Origin of the sequence: Mesorhizobium loti R88b (assembly GCF_013170845.1) — a bacterium.
Classification (GTDB): domain Bacteria; phylum Pseudomonadota; class Alphaproteobacteria; order Rhizobiales; family Rhizobiaceae; genus Mesorhizobium; species Mesorhizobium loti_B.
The window spans coordinates 4,349,601-4,368,513 of record NZ_CP033367.1; the positions used below are offsets into that span (position 1 = coordinate 4,349,601).

Here is an 18,913-nt window from a genome sequence, read left to right on the forward strand (position 1 = left end):
CATCTGTCGTTCATGCGCCGGAAAAGGTTCACGACCGTTGCGCCAATCGGATTTGCCTTTGCGAGAGAGGCTCGCTAGAAGCACCTGCCATGACTGAACGCACCGCCCTTTATGCCGGCTCCTTCGACCCGCTGACCAACGGCCATCTCGATGTGCTGAAGGCATCGCTGGCGGTCGCCGACATCGTTTATGCCGCGATCGGCATTCATCCGGGCAAGAAGCCGCTGTTCTCCTTCGAGGAGCGGGTGCAACTCATTGAGACCGCGACGAAAGCCGAATTCGGCAGGGATGGCGCCCGCATCAGGGTGGTCGCCTTTGACGGGCTGGTCATTGATGCCGCCAGGAGAGAGGGTGCCTCGATCATGATCCGCGGCCTGCGCGACGGCACCGATCTCGATTACGAAATGCAGATGGCCGGCATGAACGAAACCATGGCGCCCGAGCTGCAGACGGTTTTTCTGCCCGCCAGCCCGTCGGTACGCACCATTACCGCCACACTTGTGCGCCAGATAGCCTCGATGGGAGGCGACATCCGCCCCTTCGTGCCGGCCGCTGTTGCCGGCGCGCTCACCGCCAAATTCGCGAAATAAGTCCGGAGAAAATCCTCATGCAGCTGAAAAAGCTTGCCTCGTTCCTCGTTGTGCTTGCCGGTCTCGTGACCGCATCGGTCTCGGCCTACGCCGCCGACCCGGAAAACACGATGATCATCACGCTGAAAGATGGCGACGTCACCATCGCGTTGCGGCCTGACCTCGCGCCCAAGCATGTCGCACAGATCAAGAAGCTCGTGCGTGACCATGCCTATGACAATGTCGCGTTCCATCGCGTCATCGACGGCTTCATGGCGCAGACCGGCGACGTCAAGTTTGGCAACATGAAGAAGGGTTTCAATGCCCAGGCCGTCGGCACCGGCGGTTCAGATCTGCCCGACCTGCCGGCCGAATTCTCGCAGACCGAACACTACAAGCGTGGCGTGGTCGGCATGGCCCGCTCGCAGGACCCGAACTCGGCTAATTCGCAGTTCTTCATCATGTTCGCGCCGGCGCCGCCGCTCGATGGCCAGTACACCATCGTTGGCAATGTCGTCAGCGGCATGGAGCTGGTGGACAAGATCAAGAAGGGTGACGAGACCGACAACGGTACTGTCTCCGACCCCGACCGGATGATCAAGGTGCGCATCGCCGGCGACAAATAATTCTGTTTTTGAGAAAGAAGGATATCTGACATGGCTGAGATCAAGGACCGCGAGAACGCGCTCATCCTGGAAACGACCAAGGGCAAGGTCGTCATCGAACTGTTCCCCGATTTGGCTCCCGGCCATGTCGCCCGCATCAAGGAACTGGCCAGGGAAGGCGCTTATGACGGCGTGGTTTTCCACCGCGTCATCGACGGCTTCATGGCGCAGACCGGCGACGTGAAGTTCGGCAATTCGAGCAAGCCCACCTTTGCTCCGTCCCGCGCGGGCATGGGCGGTTCCGAGAAGCCGGACCTGAAGGCCGAGTTCTCCAACGCCAACCATGGCCGCGGCACCTGCTCGATGGCCCGTTCGCAGAACCCGAACTCGGCCAATTCGCAGTTCTTCATCTGCTTCGACGATGCCGCCTTCCTCAACCGCCAGTACACGGTCTGGGGCCAGGTGATCGAAGGCATGGACAATGTCGACAAGATCAAGCGCGGCGAGCCGGTGGTCGATCCCGACAAGATCGTGTCGCTGAAGGTCGCGGCCGACGTCAAGTAAGGTAGAACGACAATGATGGGCGTCGTCTGGTCGCTTCTCGGCATCCTGTCCGGCGCCTTCATTGCCATTCAGGCCCCGATCAACTCGCAGCTGGCGCGCGGCCTGGGTCTCCCGGTCGCGGCGGCTGCGTTTTCGTTCTTTTCGGGTGCGGTCGTGCTCGGCATTATCTCCGTCACGGTGGTGAAGCTGCAAGGCATCACGCTCGACTGGAAGGCGCCAGCGTCCTGGCTGTTCGTCGCTGGCGGCATGCTCGGCGGCTTCTATGTGACGCTCTCCACAATCCTGACGCCGCGCATCGGTGCCGCCGCGCTGATGGCGTTCCTGGTGGCCGGCCAGCTGCCGGCAGGCATGCTCATCGACCGTATCGGCTTCATCGGCGTCGCGGTGCGTGAAATCTCGCTCGGCCGCATCGCCGGCGCGGTGCTGCTCTTGGCCGGAGCGCTGCTCGTCCGGCTCTATTGATGCGCGTTGACCTCTTTGACTTCGATCTGCCGGAGGAGCGCATCGCGCTTCGCCCGGCTGAGCCGCGCGACAGCGCCAAGCTGCTGGTGGTCAAACCGGGCGAGGCACTCGATGACCGGACAGTTGGCGACCTGCCGTCCATGCTCAGAGCCGGCGATGTGCTGGTGTTCAACGACACCAAGGTCATTCCGGCGCAGCTCAAAGGCATCCGGCGGCGCGGGGAAGCCACGGCGCAGGTCGAAGCAACGCTGCATATGCGGATGGCGCCGGACCGCTGGCTGGCCTTCATGCGGCCTGGCAAGCGCATTGCCGCCGGCGATCGCATCCATTTCGGCCATGACGGCAATTCCTGTTTCCTCGGCCAGCTCGACGCCACGGTGATCGAGAAGGGCGAGGGCGGCGAGGCGCTGCTCGGCTTCGACCTGTCGGGGCCTTTCCTCGACGAAGCTCTGCACGCCGTCGGCCATATTCCGCTGCCGCCCTATATCGCGTCGAAGCGCGATGATGATGCGCGCGACCGCGCCGACTACCAGACCATTTATGCCCGGGAGGAAGGCGCCGTTGCGGCGCCCACTGCCGGCCTACATTTCACGCCGGAGCTGTTTGCAGAGCTCGATGCCAAGGGGGTCGAACGCCACTTCGTCACTCTTCACGTCGGTGCCGGTACGTTCTTGCCGGTGAAGGCGGACGACACCGCCGATCATAAGATGCATGCCGAAATCGGCTCGGTCAGCGAGGCGACCGCCGATGCGCTGAACGCCGCCAAGGCGAGGGGCGGGCGCATCATCGCTGTCGGTACGACCTCGCTGCGCCTGCTGGAGAGTGCCGCGCGTCAGGACGGCACGTTGGCTGCATGGTCCGGACCGACCGACATCTTCATCACGCCAGGCTACCGCTTTCGCACCGCAGACATGCTGATGACCAATTTCCACCTGCCGCGCTCGACCTTGTTCATGCTGGTTTCGGCCTTCAGCGGTCTCGACACGATGCGCGCCGCCTATGTGCATGCCATTGCGAACCGCTACAGGTTCTACTCCTATGGCGACGCAAGCCTGCTTTATCGCGCGGAGATTAGCGATGGACGATGACCTGCAGACCCTTGATCGCGAGGCCCTGATCGCCGAGGTGAAGAAACTGCGCGCTGGTATTCGTGCGCATCGCGACACATCGGGCCATGATCTCTGCTGGCATCACCCCGATCTGTGGGATCTGCTGCCTGAAAAGACCGAGCCGTCGATCGCCGTACCGCCCTGGCCAAAATTCATGCGCGGCTGCGTGCAATACCGCCAATCACTTGACAGCCAAGCGCCGGATGCGCCGGTCCATGATAAGGAATTCAATGGCTAAGCCTTTCAGCTTCAAGGTTCTGGCCAAAGACGGCAAGGCGAGGCGCGGTTTGATCGACATGCCGCGCGGCGAAATCCGCACACCGGCCTTCATGCCGGTCGGCACCGGCGGCACCGTCAAGGCCATGTACATGGACCAGGTGCGTGGTGTCGGCGCCGACATCATCCTGGGCAACACATATCATCTGATGCTGCGGCCGGGCGCCGAGCGCGTGGCGCGGCTTGGCGGCCTGCATGAGTTCGCCCGCTGGCCGCATCCGATCCTGACCGACAGCGGCGGCTTTCAGGTGATGTCGTTGTCGAAGCTCAGGAAATTGACCGAAAAGGGCGTCACCTTCCGCTCGCATATTGATGGCGCCGCCTATGAAATGTCGCCGGAGCGCTCGATCGAGATCCAGGGGTTGCTCGATTCCGACATCCAGATGCAACTGGACGAATGCACGGCGCTGCCAGCGGAACTGAAAGAGATCGAGCGGGCGATGGAGCTGTCGCTGCGCTGGGCCGAACGCTGCAAGGCGGCGTTCGGCGACCAACCGGGCAAGGCGATGTTCGGCATCGTGCAAGGTGGCGACAATGCAGATTTGAGGGTGCGCTCGGCGCAGGCGCTGAGCGCGATGGAACTGAAGGGCTATGCTGTCGGCGGGCTGGCCGTCGGCGAGCCGCAAGCGGTCATGCTCGAGATGCTCGAGATCACCTGTCCGGAACTGCCTGATGACAAGCCGCGCTATCTCATGGGCGTCGGCACGCCCGACGATATCCTGAAATCCGTGGCGCGCGGCATCGATATGTTCGATTGCGTGATGCCGACGCGGGCCGGCCGCCACGGCCTTGCCTACACAAGGCGCGGCAAGGTCAATCTGCGCAACGCCCGCCATGCCGACGATCCGCGCCCGCTGGACGAGGAAAGCGACTGCCCGGCGGCGCGCGATTATTCGCGCGCCTATCTGCACCATCTGGTGCGCTCGCAAGAGGCGCTTGGGGCGATGCTGCTGACCTGGAACAATCTTTCGTATTATCAAAAGCTTATGCAGGACATCCGCGCCGCGATCGAGATTGGCAGCTTCGAGGCGCGTGGGGCTGAGATCACGGAAGGCTGGGCGAGGGGCGATATCCCCGTCCTGTAAACCTCAGGTGCTCAGCGAGTTGGATGCCCGCAAGCTGCAGCCGGTGATCTGGAATGTGCCGTCGGGCTGCTGCTGCAGCGTGTAGACCGCCTCGTAATCCTTGCCGTCGGGGCCGACGATCAGCACCTGCTGGACAATCGAACCCGGGCCTGTCTGCTCGACCTTGCCGAAAGAATAGGACTGTGGTTTGCGCACTGGCGGGTAACCATTGGTCACCATGTTCATGAAAGCATCGACGGTCGGGAAGATCTGCTTCACATTCGGGGCGGCGAAGCTGTAGGCCTTGGCGCCGTCATTGGCGATGAGAGCCTTAAGCTGGCCGTCGATGACAGTCTGGCCCGCCTTGATCTCGGCGTCGCCGGCAAACGCCGATGAAGCCAGCATGAGCGAAACGAACGCGAATGCGAAAAAGGGGCGGCGCATGGCCTGTCTCCGTTGTCCCTCGAAAGTTGTCTCCGGAAAGCTGTTCCAGGCGACAACCTAACATACGCGCGACAGCGCTCCACGGTTTCAACGGCCGCCAATATTCGTCTTTCCGTGGTGGATTCCGTATGCTTAAGCCTCCTTTAAGGCGGGGCCTTCATCGTGGGGCTGGGGGAGAGAGCGTGCAAAACCCATGGGACGAATGATTTTCACGCAGTCGGTTGATCGACGCTTCTTGCTGAAAGGTGCCGGCAGCCTCGCTGCCCTGGCGCCGCTGCCGGCCTGGGCGAAGATGTCTCCGACGGTCACCGAAGTGGCCTTCGATCCGGCGATACCGGCGCTCGGCAATCCCTCAGGCGATGTCACCATCGCCGAATTCGTCGACTACCAGTGCCCGGTGTGCAAGCTCGTCTTTGTTGAACTGAAGAAGCTGATGGCTGAAGATAGTGGTATCCGGCTGGTGATGAAGGACTGGCCGATCTTCGGTGACGTCTCGCGCGACGCGGCGCGGATGGCGTTGTTGGCCGGTGAGCACTATGCAGCCGCGGTGGATGCGCTGATGGCCAATGAACGTGGGCTTTCCCAGCATCGCACCGATGATATTCTCGGCGCGATCGGTGTCGATGTCGCCGGTGCCCGCGCCGGCCTTGCCACCCGCCAGCCGGAGATCGACGCACTGCTGTCGCGTAACGATGCCCAGGCAACGGCATTCAAGCTTCAAGGCACACCGGCGCTGGTGATCGGTGGCAGGCTGTTCAAGCGCGGCATGCCGGTTGCGGAGCTGCGCGAGGCCGTGGCCAGGGCCCGCGCCGGCTAAGTGCGGATTCCAACGCTTGAAAGCCCGCCTCCAGTCTGCCAGAAGGGCCGCTTGGACTTGGACGTTTAGCGGGACGAAGCCATGAAGGCGTTTTTCGTGCAGATCAAATGCGAGCTGGGCAAATCCTATGAGGTCGCCAGCGCGCTTGCCGATGCCGAGATCGCCTCGGAAATCTATTCCACCGCGGGCAACTACGACCTGCTCGCCAAATTCTACGTCGATGATGAGGAAGATGTCGGCCACTTCGTCAACGAGAAGGTGCAGATTCTCCCCGGCATCAAGGATACGTTTACGGTCGTCACGTTTCGCGCCTTCTAGCCAGGGAACCTACCTGCCTGGGCGTCGGGCAAAGCCTGACCAAGGTCATGTTTCTCGTGCCTAAATTTTAGGCAGCCGAAACATACTGATCGCCCGCTTCCTCCAAATCACCGATTGCGCTTGATTTTCTCCGGCGACGCCATTGAAATGGTGTCACAGGGGAGTATGCGATTGGCAGCGTTTGATGAAATGCTTCCGGAAGTCTCCGGATTGAGAAGACCGTATTCGGCTTATGACCGCTGGCTGAAGGAGCAGGATCCAGCCAGGCTTACCGAGAAGATGCAGGATGCCGAACGCGTCTTCCGCAAGACCGGCATCACCTTCGCCGTCTATGGTGAGCAGGAAGCCTCCGAACGGCTGATTCCGTTCGATATCGTTCCACGCATCATTTCAGGCAATGAGTGGCGGCGCCTGACGCAAGGCATCGAACAGCGCGTGCAGGCGCTGAATGCCTTCCTCGACGATATCTACCATCGTCAGGAGATACTGCGCGCCGGCCGCGTTCCCAGGGACCTGATCGCCAAGAACGAGGCTTTCCTGCCTGAGATGATCGGGGTGCGGCCGCCGGCCGGCGTCTACACCCACATCATCGGCGTCGATATCGTGCGCATCTCAGAGGACGAGTTCTATGTCCTGGAGGACAATGCCCGCACGCCGTCCGGTGTCTCCTACATGCTTGAGAACCGCGAGACGATGATGCAGCTGTTCCCCGAGCTGTTCCAGAAGATCAAGGTTCGCCCGGTGGAGAACTACCCGCAGCTCTTGCGCCAGTCGCTGGCGGCGGTTCGTCCGCAGAGCACCAAGGGCGCGCCGACCATCGCCGTGCTGACGCCTGGCAGTTTCAACTCGGCCTATTTCGAACATGCCTTCCTGGCCGACCAGATGGGCGTGCAACTGGTCGAGGGCCAGGACCTGCGCGTCGTCGACGGCCATGTCGCGATGCGCACGACCGAAGGCTACAAGCAGATCGACGTGCTCTACCGCCGCGTCGATGATTCCTACCTCGACCCGCTGACCTTCAGGCCCGATTCGGCTCTTGGCATACCGGGCATCATGGATGTCTACCGCGCCGGCAACATCACCATCGCCAACGCGCCGGGCACCGGCATCGCCGACGACAAGGCGATCTATTCCTACATGCCCGAGATCATCGAGTTCTACACCGGCCGCAAGGCGATCCTCGGCAACATCCCGACCTGGCGCTGCTCGGAGCCGGACAGTCTGAAATATGTGATCGAGCACATCCACGAACTGGTGATCAAGGAAGTGCATGGTTCCGGCGGCTACGGCATGCTGGTCGGGCCGGCAGCGACCAAGAAGGAATGCGAGGCGTTCGCCAAGAAGCTGGCGGCAAAGCCTTCGAACTATATCGCCCAGCCGACACTGGCGCTGTCGACCTGTCCAATCTTGACGGAAAAGGGCCTGGCGCCGCGCCATGTCGATCTCAGGCCCTATGTGCTGGTCTCCGACCGCATCCAGATCGTGCCGGGCGGACTGACGCGCGTCGCGCTCAAGGAAGGCTCGCTGGTGGTGAACTCGTCGCAGGGCGGCGGCACAAAGGACACATGGGTGCTGGATGATTGATTTTCATTTGAAGGGGTTTGGATGCTTTTAGGCCGGACCGCCAACGGGCTTTACTGGATGAACCGCTATATCGAGCGGGCGGAAAACATGGCGCGGCTGGTCGACGCGGGGCTGCGCATGGCGCTGACCCGCACCCAGAGCGCTTCGGAAGAGTGGAATTCGGTGCTGCTCAGCGCCGGCTCCGATGTCACCTTCAAGCAGAAGCATTCGGAATACACGGCCGCCAACGTGTCCGATTTCCTGCTGCGCGACACATCGAACCCGTCGAGCACGATGTCGTCGATCGAGACGGCCCGCAACAACGCCCGCATGGTGCGCACCGCGCTGACGCGCGAGACATGGGAAAGCATCAACGAAGCCTGGATGTCATTGAAGCGGATGCTGGCCAGGCCGATTGACGAGCGCGACCTGCCAAGCGTGCTCGACGCGATCAAACGCGAGACGGCCCTCATCCGCGGCTCGTTCTACGGCACCATGCTGCGCAACGAGATCTTCGACTTCTCGCAGCTCGGCACCTATGTCGAGCGCGCTGACAACACCGCGCGCATCCTCGATGTGAAATATTACGTGCTGTTGCCTTCAATTTCCTGGGTTGGTTCGACGCTCGACAACTATCAATGGGAATCGATCCTGCGCTCTGTGTCGGCGCATCGCTCCTACCGCTGGGTCTACGATGCCGACTACAAGCCGACCAACATTGCCGACTATCTCATCCTCAATGTCCGTATGCCGCGTTCGCTGACCTTCTGCTACCGCTTCCTGTCGGAACATCTGAAATTCCTCAGCGACGACTACGGCGAACATCACGCCTGCCACGCTACAGTCGAAAGGACACAGGCGATGCTGAGGGCTGGGTCGATCAAGAACATATTCGACACCGGCCTGCACGAATTCCTTGCCAACTTCATTCAGGACAACACCAAGCTCGGCGACGAGATCGCGCAAGATTACCGGTTCAATTGAGCATGATCCCGAAAAGTGGGCTCCGGTTTTCGGGCGAGATCATGCTCACAAACGGAAAATAGATATGCGGCTCAAGATCACCCACCGGACCGAATACCGCTACGATGCGCCGGTGCAATATCTGCTGCAGCGGCTGCGGCTGCTTCCGGTCAGTGGATCGACGCAGACCGTCCTGTCCTGGGCGCTGACGATCGAAGGTGCACGCGAAGAGGTTCGCTTTGTCGACCATTTCGGCAACGACACAAGGCTGTTGAGTGTCGAAGGCGAACGCGATTTCATCACCGTGGAGGCGGCCGGCGAGGTGGTGACACGCGACACCGCGGGCGTTTCCGGTCCGCATCAAGGCTTCACGCCGCTCTGGCTCTACAGCCATGAAACGCCATTGACCGCGATCGGCGATGGGATTCGCGAACTCGCCGCATCGATCGGCAAGGGAACCGATATTGAACGGCTTCACCGGCTGATGGCTGTCATCGGCGAGCGTGTGATTTACACGCCCGGTACCACCAATGCGGCGACGCCGGCCGAGCAGGCCTTGGCGCTCAAGACCGGTGTCTGCCAGGACCACACCCATATTTTCGCAGCCGCGGCGCGCGCAATGGGCTTTCCGGCCCGTTACGTCAGCGGCTATTTGATGCTGGACGCGACGGTCGAACAGGCGGCAAGCCATGCCTGGGCCGAAGCACACGTCGTTGGCCTGGGCTGGGTCGCCTTCGACGCCGCCAATGGCATCTCGCCCGACGAGCGCTACGTGAAGGTGGCCACTGGCCGTGACTATCGCGACGCCACGCCGGTGTCGGGAATTCGACTGGGACAGGCGGAAGAACAGCTTGCGGTCACGGTCACGGTAGAGCAGTAATCCGGCAAGGATTGCCGCCAGAAGAGATTCCATGACTTATTGCGTCGGGCTCAAGATCGATCGCGGGCTCGTGTTCATGTCGGACACGCGCACCAATGCCGGCATGGATTCGATCTCGACCTTCAAGAAGATGCATGTCTGGGAAGAGCCCGGCGAGCGCGTCATCGTCTTGATGTCGGCCGGCAATCTGGCGACGACGCAGGCCGTGGTCAGCCTGCTCGAAGAGCGCACGAAAGCCGTGGCGGACCGCCGCGCGACACTGCTTGAAACGCCATCCATGTATCAGACGGTTCGGCTGGTCGGCGACACGGTCAAAGAGGTGATCGCGCATTCGTCGCCCGCCGGAGAGAAGGCCGATTCCTATTTCAACGCCTCCTTCATCCTGGGCGGCCAGATCAAGGGCAGCCCGCCACGGCTGTTCATGATCTATCCCGAGGGCAATTTCATCGAATCGACCGACGACACGCCGTTCTTCCAGATCGGCGAGACCAAATACGGCAAGCCGATCATCATTCGTGCCTACGAAAAGACGATGAGCCTCGCCGAGACTGTGAAGCTGCTGCTGGTATCGTTCGATTCGACGCTGAAATCGAACCTGTCGGTCGGCTTGCCGCTTGATCTGCTGTTCCTGGAGAAGGACGCTTTCAAAGTCGGCCTGAAGAAACGCATTGGCCAGGACGACCAGTACTACCGGACGATCTCCGATGGTTGGTCGAACGCGTTGAAGACGGCCTTCGCCAGCCTGCCGGATTTCCCGGGGTAGGGCGGACAATCGGGGCCGCAGTTGCCTCATTGTATTTAACATGTTAATCAAAAATTTAAACGGCTGAACCGATCGGCGCGTCGGGAGGACACATGGACAACGAGCAATTCCGCGATTGGTCAAGGCGCGCCGCCGACTGGGGCGCCGATTACCGCGCCGGCCTTCGCGATCGACCTGTAAGACCTGCCATCACGCCGGGCGACATATTCAGGAGCATCGAAGCTTCTCCGCCGGAGACGGCCGAACCGATGGAAAAGATTTTCGCCGACTTCGAGGAGAAGATCGTGCCGGGGATGACGCATTGGCAGCATCCGCGCTTCTTTGCTTACTTCCCGGCCAACGCGGCGCCCGTCTCGGTGGTGGCCGAGTACCTGGTCTCGGCAATGGCTGCGCAATGCATGCTTTGGCAGACGTCGCCGGCGGCAACAGAACTCGAAACGCGCATCATCGACTGGATGCGTCAGGCGCTCGGCCTGCCCGAAGGTTTTTCCGGGGCGATCCAGGATTCTGCGTCTTCGGCGACACTCAACGCCGTACTGACCATGCGCGAGCGTACACTCGACTGGCAAGGCAACAAAAAGGGACTGGCCGGGCAGCGGCGCTTGCGCATCTACTCCTCGGATCAGGTGCACACCTCGATCGACCGGGCGATCTGGGTTTCGGGCATCGGCGAGGACAATCTGGTGCGCATTCCGGTCTCCGGCCGTTTTCGCGCCATGGATACCGCAGCCCTGGAAGCAGCCATCATCGCCGACCGGAAAGCCGGCCTGCTGCCGGCTGGCATCATCGCTTGCGTCGGCGGCACCAGCACCGGTGGCACGGACGACATTGCGGCCGTCGCTGATGTCGCCAGGCGGCACGGCCTCTACCTCCATGTCGACGCGGCCTGGGCCGGATCGGCGATGATCTGTCCGGAATACCGACATTTCTGGACCGGTGTCGAAGGCGCTGATTCGATCGTCTTCAATCCGCATAAATGGCTCGGTGCGCAGTTCGACTGCTCGATCCAGTTCCTGCGCGATCCCGAAAGCCATGTCAGGACGCTGGCCATCAAGCCGGACTATCTCAGGACTCACGGCCATGACGGCATCATCAACTATTCCGAATGGTCGGTGCCGCTTGGCCGCCGCTTCCGCGCCTTGAAATTGTGGTTCCTGCTGCGTGCGCACGGACTGGAAAACCTGCGCACCATGATCCGCAACCATGTCGCCTGGAGCGAGGGCCTTGCCGCACGGCTGGCAAGGGAGACGGATTTCGAGATCGTCAGCGAACCGATGCTGTCGCTGTTTTCGTTCAGGCACAAGGCGGCTCCAAGCGCTGACGCCGACGAGCACAATTTGCGGCTGGTCAATGCGATCAACGACGATGGCCGTATCTACCTGACGCAGACGAGGGTCGATGGCCATGTGGCAATCCGCTTCCAGGTCGGCCAGTTCGAGGCAACGGCGCAAGATGTCGCTGCAGCCTTCGATGTGATTTGCGAGCGCGCAAGATCACTTGTCCCCTGACAACAAAACATGAGAATGGGACCAGAGTCACCGCACTGCCTTAGAGGGCCAATGTGAGCGCGAATGGCGAGAAAACAACAGAAAGCCTGACAGGGATTTGGCACGGGCGATATTTCTATCCGCGCAGCCTGGAGCCGGTCTCGTTTGTTGCGACGCTGATCGAGACCGCTACAAGGCTCACAGGTGCAGTCCACGAACCCGCGTCTTCGCTGGATGGTTCGATAGTTTACGCGACTATACTGGGAGATTGCGCGGGCGCCATCGTCGCTTTCGTCAAGACATATGACAACCTCAAACGGAACCCGCATCCGGTTGAATATAACGGTGTTCTGAATGGTGATGCCACGGAGATTGAGGGAACGTGGCGGATCAAGGGCTACTGGTCCGGCACGTTCCTGATGATACGGTCGCCAGGCAAGGCAGTCTCCGTTTCCCGAAAAGCCGTCGAACAGGTCTGACGCACTCAGTCGGCTTTGCACGGCGGTTTGCCTTTGCGATCAGGCGATTTCAATTAGCCGGCTTACACCTTCCCATCGCTTTCGTTTTCCGCTATAGACAAGAAAAACGAAAACGGGGAGGTTCTCAATGTATCTGTCGCCACGTCATGCCGAGATCATCCAGATGGCCAAGGACCATGGCCGCGTGCTGGTTGATGATCTGGCTACCCACTTCAACGTGACGCCGCAGACCATACGCAAGGACCTCAACGATCTCTGCGATCAGCGGCTGCTTTCGCGCATCCATGGTGGCGCATTGTTCCCGTCCGGTATCGAGAACATGGAGTATGAGGCCAGACGCAAGATCGCGGCGGACGAGAAGGAGGCAATCGGGCGCGCTGCGGCTAGGCTGATACCCGACAATGCCTCGCTGTTCATTAACATAGGCACCACGACGGAGTCGGTCAGCAAGGCGTTGCTCGACCATAACGGCCTGATGGTCATCACCAATAACATCAATGTTGCCAACAGGATGCGCATCTATCCCTCAATCGAGGTGGTGATCGCCGGTGGGGTGGTGCGGGGTTCGGACGGTGGCGTCGTCGGCGAGGCGGCCGTCGACTTCATCAGGCAGTTCAAGGTCGACTACGCCGTGATCGGTGCCTCGGCCATCGACCATGACGGCGCCCTGCTCGATTTCGATTTCCGTGAGGTCAAGGTGGCGCAGGCGATCATTGCCAACGCCAGGCATGTGATTCTGGTTTCCGACCAGACCAAATTCGAACGGACGGCACCGGTGCGCATCGGCCACCTCTCCCAGGTCAACACTTTCATCACCGACCGTTGCGACATCCCGTCCGTGCGCAAGATCTGCCAGGAAGCAGAGGTTCAACTGATCGAGACATCGCTCGCTTAGGCGCCGTCACAGGCCTCTCACGGGTTTGTGACATTTCGTTTGACATTCGTTCTCATTTCGAAATAATTCCGCCACGGTTTCGTAAAAAGCCAAAAATGGTGCAATGCGAAATCGTGGAGGAGTTCAGTGGACAAATCTTCAGTCCGGGACATTTTCGTCATAGGGGGCGGAATCAACGGTTGCGGCATCGCCCGTGACGCCGTTGGGCGCGGTTTTTCTGTCTTTCTGGCCGAGATGAACGATCTCGCTAGCGGAACTTCCTCAGGCTCGACCAAGCTCATTCATGGCGGCCTGCGCTATCTCGAATTCTACGAATTCCGCCTGGTGCGCGAAGCGCTGATGGAGCGCGAGGTTCTGTGGAAGAACGCGCCGCACATCATCTGGCCGATGCGCTTTGTGTTGCCCTATGCCAAGGGCCTGCGTCCCGCCTGGCTGATCCGGCTCGGTTTGTTTCTCTACGACAATATTGGCGGTCGCAAATTGCTGCCGGCGACCAAGACGCTGGACATGACCAACGACCCGGCGGGCAAGCCTCTGAAGCCGCTGTTTAAAAAAGCTTTCGAGTATTCGGACGGTTGGGTCAATGACGCGCGGCTGGTCGCGCTTAACGCACGCGATGCCGCAGATCGGGGCGCGACGATCCGAACCCGCACGAAGGTTGTTGGCGCGCGCCGCGAAGGCGGCATCTGGACGATCAAGATCGAGAATCTGCAGAGCGGCGAGACCGAAGAGGTCAAGGCCAGGCTGCTGGTCAATGCCGCCGGACCATGGGTCGATCATGTACTCTCCGGTGTCGTCGGCCTCAACGATGTGCACAATGTTCGCCTCGTGCAGGGCAGCCATATCGTCATCGCCAAGAAATTCGACGATCCGCGTGCCTATTTCTTTCAGAACAAGGATGGCCGCATCATCTTCGCCATCCCCTACGAGGATGAGTTCACGCTGATCGGTACCACCGACCGGGATTATCCCGGCGATCCGCACGACGTGAAGATCAGCGACACCGAGATCGACTATCTCTGTGCCGCGGCCAGCGAATACTTTGCGCAACCCGTCAAGCGCTCGGACATCGTCTGGACCTATTCGGCCGTGCGCCCGCTCTACGATGACGGCGCCTCCAAGGCACAGGAAGCGACGCGCGACTATGTGCTGAAGGCCGAGGGCGGCGAGGGCGCGGCCCCGATCGTCAATGCTTTCGGCGGCAAGATCACCACCTATCGCCGGCTGTCGGAATCGATGCTGGAAAAGATTGAAGGTTTCCTCGGCAAGCGCGGCAAGCCATGGACTTCCAATGCGCCGCTGCCGGGCGGCGACTTCCCGGCTACCGGTTTCGACGCGCAGGTTGCAAAGCTCAAGGCGGCCTATCCGTTTCTCGACGCCCGGCTCGCCCGCCGACTGACGCGGCTCTATGGGACGCGTGCCCAGGTTCTGCTCGGTCTCGCCAAGTCCAATGCCGATCTTGGCCGGGACTTCGGCTGCCACCTCTATGAGGCAGAGGTGCGCTATCTCATTGAAAACGAATGGGCTGTGACATCTGAAGATGTGCTGTGGCGCCGGACCAAGCGCGGCTTGCATCTCAGCCGTGAGCAGGTCGCGGCGCTTGATGAATTTATGCGCGGCATAAGCCGGCAGCATGTGGCGGCGGCCGAATGAAGAGGCTCTTGAGGTGATGCAGCAAGCCTGGGAGGAGGCGTCATGCTTGAACTGAGGAACGTCACCAAGACAGTTGGTGCGGTCGAGCACATCAGCGACGTGTCGCTGACGCTTCAGCACGGCTCGCTCAACGTTCTGCTTGGACCTACACTGTCCGGCAAGACCAGCTTGATGCGGCTCATGGCCGGTCTCGATGTGCCGACCTCCGGCTCGATCTGGTTCGACGGCCAGGATGTCACCGGCACGCCGGTGCAGAAGCGCAAGATCGCGATGGTCTACCAGCAGTTCATCAATTATCCGGCGATGACCGTTTATGAAAACATAGCCTCGCCGCTCAGGGTAGCCGGCGTCGAGCAGGCCAGGATCGACAGCCAGGTGCGCGAGGCCGCGGGACTGCTCAAGCTGACGCCCTATCTTGACCGCACGCCGCTCAGCCTGTCGGGCGGCCAGCAGCAGCGCACCGCGCTTGCCCGCGCCATCGTAAAGAATGCCAGCCTGGTGCTGCTCGACGAACCGCTGGCCAATCTCGACTACAAATTGCGCGAGGAGTTGCGGGCCGAACTGCCGAGGATCTTTGCCGCCGCCGGCACCATTTTCGTCTACGCCACCACCGAACCGCACGAGGCGCTGCTGCTCGGCGGCAACACGGCAACGCTGTCGGAAGGCCGCATCACCCAGTTCGGGCCGACCATTGACGTGTTCCGCAAGCCGATCGATCTGGTGACGGCGAGAACCTTCGCCGATCCGCCGCTCAACACTATCGTGCTGGCCAAGAAGGGCGCCGACTTCCTGCTTGAAGGCGGGGTCAAGCTGCCGGTGCCCGCGGAACTCGTCGGCATAGCCGACGGCAACTATACGGTCGGCTTCCAGCCGCACCATCTCTCGCTCGAACGGCCCAATGCCTCCGCCGTGCCGGTGCGGGCCAAGGTCACGATCACCGAGATAACGGGGTCGGAAAGTTTCATCCATCTCGACTTTGCCGACGTCCGCTGGGTCATGCTGACCCATGGCATCCGCGATTTCGAGACCGACGAGGTGATCGAGGTGTTCATCGACCCGCGTCACATCATGGTCTTCGACGGGCAAGGCCGCGCCGTCAGCGAGCCGAAGCTAGCGGCATAGGGAGCAAGCCATGGCGCGCATCGACGTCAATCATGTCAGGCATTCCTATCTGCCGAACCCGCAGAAGGATGCGGATTTCGCGCTCAGGGAAGTGCATCACACTTTTGAGGATGGCGGCGCCTATGCGCTGCTCGGGCCGTCTGGCTGCGGCAAGACCACGCTGCTCAACATCATTTCCGGCCTGCTTCACCCCTCGCACGGACAGCTGCTGTTCAACGGCAGGGACGTGACCAATCTGTCGACGCAGGAACGCAACATCGCGCAGGTGTTCCAGTTCCCGGTCATCTACGACACCATGACCGTCTACGACAATCTGGCCTTCCCGCTGCGCAATCGTGGCGTGCCGGAGGCAGACGTCGATCGCAAGGTGCGCGAGACGTTGGAGATGATCGACCTGGCGTCCTGGGCCAGGAAGAAGGCGAGGGGCCTGACCGCCGACCAGAAGCAGAAGATCTCGCTCGGTCGCGGCCTGGTGCGCTCCGACGTCAACGCCATCCTCTTCGACGAGCCGCTGACCGTCATCGACCCGCATATGAAGTGGGTGCTGCGTTCGCAATTGAAGCAGCTCCACCGCCGCTTCGGCTACACCATGGTCTATGTCACGCACGACCAGACCGAAGCGCTGACCTTCGCCGACCAGGTTGTCGTGATGTATGATGGCGGCATCGTCCAGATCGGCACGCCGGCGGAACTGTTCGAGCGGCCGCGCCACACCTTTGTCGGTTATTTCATCGGTTCGCCAGGGATGAACGTCATGCCGGTGGCGATCGAGGGCAAGACGGCAACGCTCGGCTCGCAGCGGATCGAGTTGCCGGGCGCTCCGAAGACGGCCAACGGCGCTGTCGAGCTCGGCATCCGCCCCGAATATATCAGGCTCGGCCGCGAGGGCATGGCCGTATCAATAAGCAAGGTCGAGGATGTCGGCCGCCACAAGGTGGTGCGCGCCAAATTGGAAGGCCGCGACATCGCGGCCGTCATCGGCGAGGACGAGACCGTTCCGGCTGAGCCGAAGGTACGCTTCGATCCGGCGGGCATCAACATCTATGCCGATTCCTGGCTAGTTGAGATGGGGCGTGTCGAGGTGGGGGCATAGATGGACAAGACCTGGAACAACAAGGCTTGGTTCCTCGTGCTGCCGGTGCTGGTGCTGGTGGCCTTCACCGCGGTCATCCCGCTGATGACGGTCGTCAACTATTCGGTGCAGGACACGTTCGGCAACAATGTCTTCACCTGGGCCGGCACCGAATGGTTCGAGGAGTTGCTGTCGTCCAGCCGCTTCTGGGAAGCGATGGTCCGCAACCTGACCTTCTCCTTCATCATCCTGGCGATCGAAGTGCCACTTGGCATCTTCATCGCGCTCAACATGCCGAAAAAAGGCTGGGGCGTGCCGGTTTGCCTCGTCCTGATGTCGCTGCCGCTGCTGATCCCGTGGAACGTCGTCGGCACGATCTGGCAGGTGTTCGGCCGCAACGACATCGGGCTCATGGGCTATTACCTCAACGCGATCGGTATCGACTACAACTATGTGCAGGATCCCTTCGACGCCTGGGTGACGATCATCATCATGGATGTCTGGCACTGGACCAGCCTCGTCGTGCTGCTCTGCTATGCCGGCCTGGTTTCGATCCCGGATGCCTTTTACCAGGCAGCCAAGATCGACGGTGCCTCGCGCTGGGCGGTGTTCCGCTACATCCAGCTGCCGAAGATGCAGCGCGTGCTTCTGATCGCCGTGCTGCTGCGCTTCATGGACTCATTCATGATCTACACCGAACCCTTCGTCGTCACCGGTGGTGGCCCTGGTAACTCGACGACGTTCCTGTCCATCGACCTGGTCAAGACCGCCCTCGGCCAGTTTGACCTCGGTCCGGCGGCGGCGATGTCGCTGGTCTACTTCCTCATCATCCTGTTGTTGTCATGGGTGTTCTACACCGTGATGACCAATTACGACGCGGAGCGCTGAAATGGCCGGCGCCAATGAACGAACCGAGCGCAATGCGATGAACGGGACCGCCTCGGAAGGTCTCGCCAGTACGCTGTCGCAAAGCGATCTCGACAGACGGATGCGCCGGCGGGGCGAGGAATCGCGCTGGTGGTGGATCGTGCCCACGCTCTACATCATCGTGCTTTTGCTGCCGATCTACTGGCTCATCAACATGAGCTTCAAGACCAATGCGGAGATCGTCAACTCGCTGACGCTCTACCCGCATCAGCCTACGATCGCCAACTATGTCACCATCTTCACCGAGAAGGTCTGGTATTCCGGCTACATCAATTCGATCACCTATGTGGTCATGAACATGGTGATTTCGGTGTCCGTGGCGCTGCCGGCGGCTTACGCCTTCTCGCGCTACCGCTTCCTTGGTGACAAGCATCTGTTCTTCTGGCTTTTGACCAACCGCATGGCGCCGCCAGCGGTGTTCGCGCTGCCGTTCTTCCAGCTCTACTCGGCCTTCGGCCTGATCGACACGCACATTGCGGTAGCGCTCGCCCACTGCCTGTTCAACGTGCCGCTGGCAGTGTGGATCCTCGAAGGCTTCATGTCGGGCGTGCCGAAGGAGATCGACGAGACCGCCTATATCGACGGCTATTCGTTCCCGCGCTTCTTCCTGAAAATCTTCATGCCGCTGATCGCCAGCGGCATCGGCGTCGCCTGCTTCTTCTGCTTCATGTTTTCATGGGTGGAACTGCTGATCGCCCGTACGCTGACCACGACCGATGCCAAGCCGATCGCCGCAACCATGACCCGCACTGTCTCGGCTTCCGGTATGGATTGGGGTCTGCTCGCTGCTGCCGGCGTGCTGACGCTGATTCCTGGCGCCCTCGTGATCTGGTTCGTGCGCAACTACATCGCCAAGGGCTTCGCCCTAGGGAGGGTGTGAT

22 protein-coding genes are annotated in these 18,913 nt (G+C 61.0%); 21 read left to right on the forward strand and 1 reads right to left on the reverse strand.

What is annotated here, in order from left to right; all coding sequences use genetic code 11:
• The first annotated feature begins 89 nt into the window (after positions 1–89).
• The 7 genes from coaD to tgt all read left to right on the forward strand — a co-directional run bounded on the left by coaD (position 90) and on the right by tgt (position 4,670).
• Positions 90–590 (forward strand): pantetheine-phosphate adenylyltransferase, encoded by a 501-nt coding sequence (gene coaD / locus EB235_RS21140; RefSeq protein ID WP_027029101.1) that lies wholly within the window; start codon positions 90–92, stop codon positions 588–590.
• Between the two features lie 110 nt (positions 591–700).
• Positions 701–1,195 (forward strand): peptidylprolyl isomerase, encoded by a 495-nt coding sequence (locus EB235_RS21145; protein ID WP_245268950.1) that lies wholly within the window; start codon positions 701–703, stop codon positions 1,193–1,195.
• 30 nt (positions 1,196–1,225) lie between these two features.
• Positions 1,226–1,738: a peptidylprolyl isomerase gene (locus tag EB235_RS21150; protein WP_027029099.1), complete on the forward strand. Its 513-nt coding sequence runs from the start codon at positions 1,226–1,228 to the stop codon at positions 1,736–1,738.
• Positions 1,739–1,750: 12 nt separating this feature from the next.
• The gene (locus tag EB235_RS21155) at positions 1,751–2,200 is read left to right on the forward strand and encodes a DMT family transporter (RefSeq protein ID WP_027029098.1); all 450 of its coding nucleotides are present in this window, start codon (positions 1,751–1,753) and stop codon (positions 2,198–2,200) included.
• Entirely contained in the window at positions 2,200–3,288 is a 1,089-nt protein-coding gene (gene queA, locus EB235_RS21160; protein ID WP_027029097.1) for a tRNA preQ1(34) S-adenosylmethionine ribosyltransferase-isomerase QueA, read from the forward strand. The genes EB235_RS21155 and queA overlap by 1 nt, the downstream gene beginning before the upstream one ends.
• Positions 3,278–3,547: a hypothetical protein gene (locus EB235_RS21165; protein WP_027029096.1), complete on the forward strand. Its 270-nt coding sequence runs from the start codon at positions 3,278–3,280 to the stop codon at positions 3,545–3,547. The genes queA and EB235_RS21165 overlap by 11 nt, the downstream gene beginning before the upstream one ends.
• Complete coding sequence (gene tgt, locus EB235_RS21170; RefSeq protein WP_027029095.1) at positions 3,540–4,670, forward strand: tRNA guanosine(34) transglycosylase Tgt; 1,131 nt, start codon at positions 3,540–3,542, stop codon at positions 4,668–4,670. The genes EB235_RS21165 and tgt overlap by 8 nt, the downstream gene beginning before the upstream one ends.
• Positions 4,671–4,673: 3 nt before the next feature.
• On the opposite strand, the gene EB235_RS21175 is transcribed toward tgt, so the two are convergent.
• Entirely contained in the window at positions 4,674–5,093 is a 420-nt protein-coding gene (locus EB235_RS21175; protein ID WP_027029094.1) for a DUF4864 domain-containing protein, read from the reverse strand.
• A gap of 193 nt (positions 5,094–5,286) precedes the next feature.
• Between EB235_RS21175 and EB235_RS21180 the strand changes: the two genes are divergently transcribed.
• The 14 genes from EB235_RS21180 (at position 5,287) to EB235_RS21245 (ending at position 18,912) form a co-directional block, all read left to right on the forward strand.
• Entirely contained in the window at positions 5,287–5,910 is a 624-nt protein-coding gene (locus EB235_RS21180) for a DsbA family protein (protein ID WP_245268747.1), read from the forward strand.
• A gap of 81 nt (positions 5,911–5,991) precedes the next feature.
• Positions 5,992–6,228 (forward strand): Lrp/AsnC family transcriptional regulator, encoded by a 237-nt coding sequence (locus EB235_RS21185; RefSeq protein ID WP_010909609.1) that lies wholly within the window; start codon positions 5,992–5,994, stop codon positions 6,226–6,228.
• A gap of 171 nt (positions 6,229–6,399) precedes the next feature.
• The gene (locus tag EB235_RS21190; RefSeq protein ID WP_027029092.1) at positions 6,400–7,812 is read left to right on the forward strand and encodes a circularly permuted type 2 ATP-grasp protein; all 1,413 of its coding nucleotides are present in this window, start codon (positions 6,400–6,402) and stop codon (positions 7,810–7,812) included.
• A 21-nt stretch (positions 7,813–7,833) separates the two neighbouring features.
• Positions 7,834–8,775, forward strand: a complete 942-nt coding sequence (locus tag EB235_RS21195; protein ID WP_027029091.1) for an alpha-E domain-containing protein — start codon at positions 7,834–7,836, stop codon at positions 8,773–8,775.
• Positions 8,776–8,839: 64 nt separating this feature from the next.
• Positions 8,840–9,634 (forward strand): transglutaminase family protein, encoded by a 795-nt coding sequence (locus tag EB235_RS21200; protein WP_027029090.1) that lies wholly within the window; start codon positions 8,840–8,842, stop codon positions 9,632–9,634.
• 31 nt (positions 9,635–9,665) lie between these two features.
• Complete coding sequence (locus EB235_RS21205) at positions 9,666–10,397, forward strand: peptidase (RefSeq protein WP_027029089.1); 732 nt, start codon at positions 9,666–9,668, stop codon at positions 10,395–10,397.
• A 92-nt stretch (positions 10,398–10,489) separates the two neighbouring features.
• Positions 10,490–11,905, forward strand: a complete 1,416-nt coding sequence (locus tag EB235_RS21210) for a pyridoxal phosphate-dependent decarboxylase family protein (protein ID WP_027029088.1) — start codon at positions 10,490–10,492, stop codon at positions 11,903–11,905.
• Positions 11,906–11,958: 53 nt separating this feature from the next.
• Complete coding sequence (locus EB235_RS21215) at positions 11,959–12,363, forward strand: hypothetical protein (RefSeq protein ID WP_027029087.1); 405 nt, start codon at positions 11,959–11,961, stop codon at positions 12,361–12,363.
• A gap of 127 nt (positions 12,364–12,490) precedes the next feature.
• Positions 12,491–13,258: a DeoR/GlpR family DNA-binding transcription regulator gene (locus tag EB235_RS21220; protein ID WP_027029086.1), complete on the forward strand. Its 768-nt coding sequence runs from the start codon at positions 12,491–12,493 to the stop codon at positions 13,256–13,258.
• Positions 13,259–13,384: 126 nt separating this feature from the next.
• Positions 13,385–14,911, forward strand: coding sequence for a glycerol-3-phosphate dehydrogenase (gene glpD / locus EB235_RS21225; protein ID WP_027029085.1), 1,527 nt, complete (start codon positions 13,385–13,387; stop codon positions 14,909–14,911).
• Between the two features lie 42 nt (positions 14,912–14,953).
• Positions 14,954–16,033, forward strand: a complete 1,080-nt coding sequence (locus EB235_RS21230; RefSeq protein ID WP_027029084.1) for an ABC transporter ATP-binding protein — start codon at positions 14,954–14,956, stop codon at positions 16,031–16,033.
• A gap of 10 nt (positions 16,034–16,043) precedes the next feature.
• Positions 16,044–17,126, forward strand: coding sequence for an ABC transporter ATP-binding protein (locus tag EB235_RS21235; RefSeq protein ID WP_027029083.1), 1,083 nt, complete (start codon positions 16,044–16,046; stop codon positions 17,124–17,126).
• A complete protein-coding gene (locus EB235_RS21240) occupies positions 17,127–17,993 on the forward strand; it encodes a carbohydrate ABC transporter permease (RefSeq protein WP_027029082.1) in 867 nt (288 codons plus the stop codon). It abuts the gene before it with no gap.
• A gap of 1 nt (position 17,994) precedes the next feature.
• The gene (locus EB235_RS21245; RefSeq protein WP_027029081.1) at positions 17,995–18,912 is read left to right on the forward strand and encodes a carbohydrate ABC transporter permease; all 918 of its coding nucleotides are present in this window, start codon (positions 17,995–17,997) and stop codon (positions 18,910–18,912) included.
• Position 18,913: the final 1 nt, after the last annotated feature.

Excerpts from the sequence above, each read along its gene's own strand:
- EB235_RS21220 (WP_027029086.1), top strand. The coding sequence starts at position 12,491 with ATGTATCTGTCGCCACGTCATGCCGAGATCATCCAGATGGCCAAGGAC.
- EB235_RS21150 (WP_027029099.1), top strand. The coding sequence starts at position 1,226 with ATGGCTGAGATCAAGGACCGCGAGAACGCGCTCATCCTGGAAACGACC.
- coaD (WP_027029101.1), top strand. The coding sequence starts at position 90 with ATGACTGAACGCACCGCCCTTTATGCCGGCTCCTTCGACCCGCTGACC.
- EB235_RS21235 (WP_027029083.1), top strand. The coding sequence starts at position 16,044 with ATGGCGCGCATCGACGTCAATCATGTCAGGCATTCCTATCTGCCGAAC.
- EB235_RS21165 (WP_027029096.1), top strand. The coding sequence starts at position 3,278 with ATGGACGATGACCTGCAGACCCTTGATCGCGAGGCCCTGATCGCCGAG.
- EB235_RS21245 (WP_027029081.1), top strand. The coding sequence starts at position 17,995 with ATGGCCGGCGCCAATGAACGAACCGAGCGCAATGCGATGAACGGGACC.
- EB235_RS21240 (WP_027029082.1), top strand. The coding sequence starts at position 17,127 with ATGGACAAGACCTGGAACAACAAGGCTTGGTTCCTCGTGCTGCCGGTG.
- EB235_RS21195 (WP_027029091.1), top strand. The coding sequence starts at position 7,834 with ATGCTTTTAGGCCGGACCGCCAACGGGCTTTACTGGATGAACCGCTAT.
- EB235_RS21200 (WP_027029090.1), top strand. The coding sequence starts at position 8,840 with ATGCGGCTCAAGATCACCCACCGGACCGAATACCGCTACGATGCGCCG.
- EB235_RS21210 (WP_027029088.1), top strand. The coding sequence starts at position 10,490 with ATGGACAACGAGCAATTCCGCGATTGGTCAAGGCGCGCCGCCGACTGG.
- EB235_RS21230 (WP_027029084.1), top strand. The coding sequence starts at position 14,954 with ATGCTTGAACTGAGGAACGTCACCAAGACAGTTGGTGCGGTCGAGCAC.
- EB235_RS21175 (WP_027029094.1), bottom strand. The coding sequence starts at position 5,093 with ATGCGCCGCCCCTTTTTCGCATTCGCGTTCGTTTCGCTCATGCTGGCT.
- EB235_RS21145 (WP_245268950.1), top strand. The coding sequence starts at position 701 with ATGATCATCACGCTGAAAGATGGCGACGTCACCATCGCGTTGCGGCCT.
- EB235_RS21180 (WP_245268747.1), top strand. The coding sequence starts at position 5,287 with ATGGGACGAATGATTTTCACGCAGTCGGTTGATCGACGCTTCTTGCTG.
- EB235_RS21155 (WP_027029098.1), top strand. The coding sequence starts at position 1,751 with ATGATGGGCGTCGTCTGGTCGCTTCTCGGCATCCTGTCCGGCGCCTTC.
- queA (WP_027029097.1), top strand. The coding sequence starts at position 2,200 with ATGCGCGTTGACCTCTTTGACTTCGATCTGCCGGAGGAGCGCATCGCG.
- tgt (WP_027029095.1), top strand. The coding sequence starts at position 3,540 with ATGGCTAAGCCTTTCAGCTTCAAGGTTCTGGCCAAAGACGGCAAGGCG.
- EB235_RS21205 (WP_027029089.1), top strand. The coding sequence starts at position 9,666 with ATGACTTATTGCGTCGGGCTCAAGATCGATCGCGGGCTCGTGTTCATG.
- EB235_RS21185 (WP_010909609.1), top strand. The coding sequence starts at position 5,992 with ATGAAGGCGTTTTTCGTGCAGATCAAATGCGAGCTGGGCAAATCCTAT.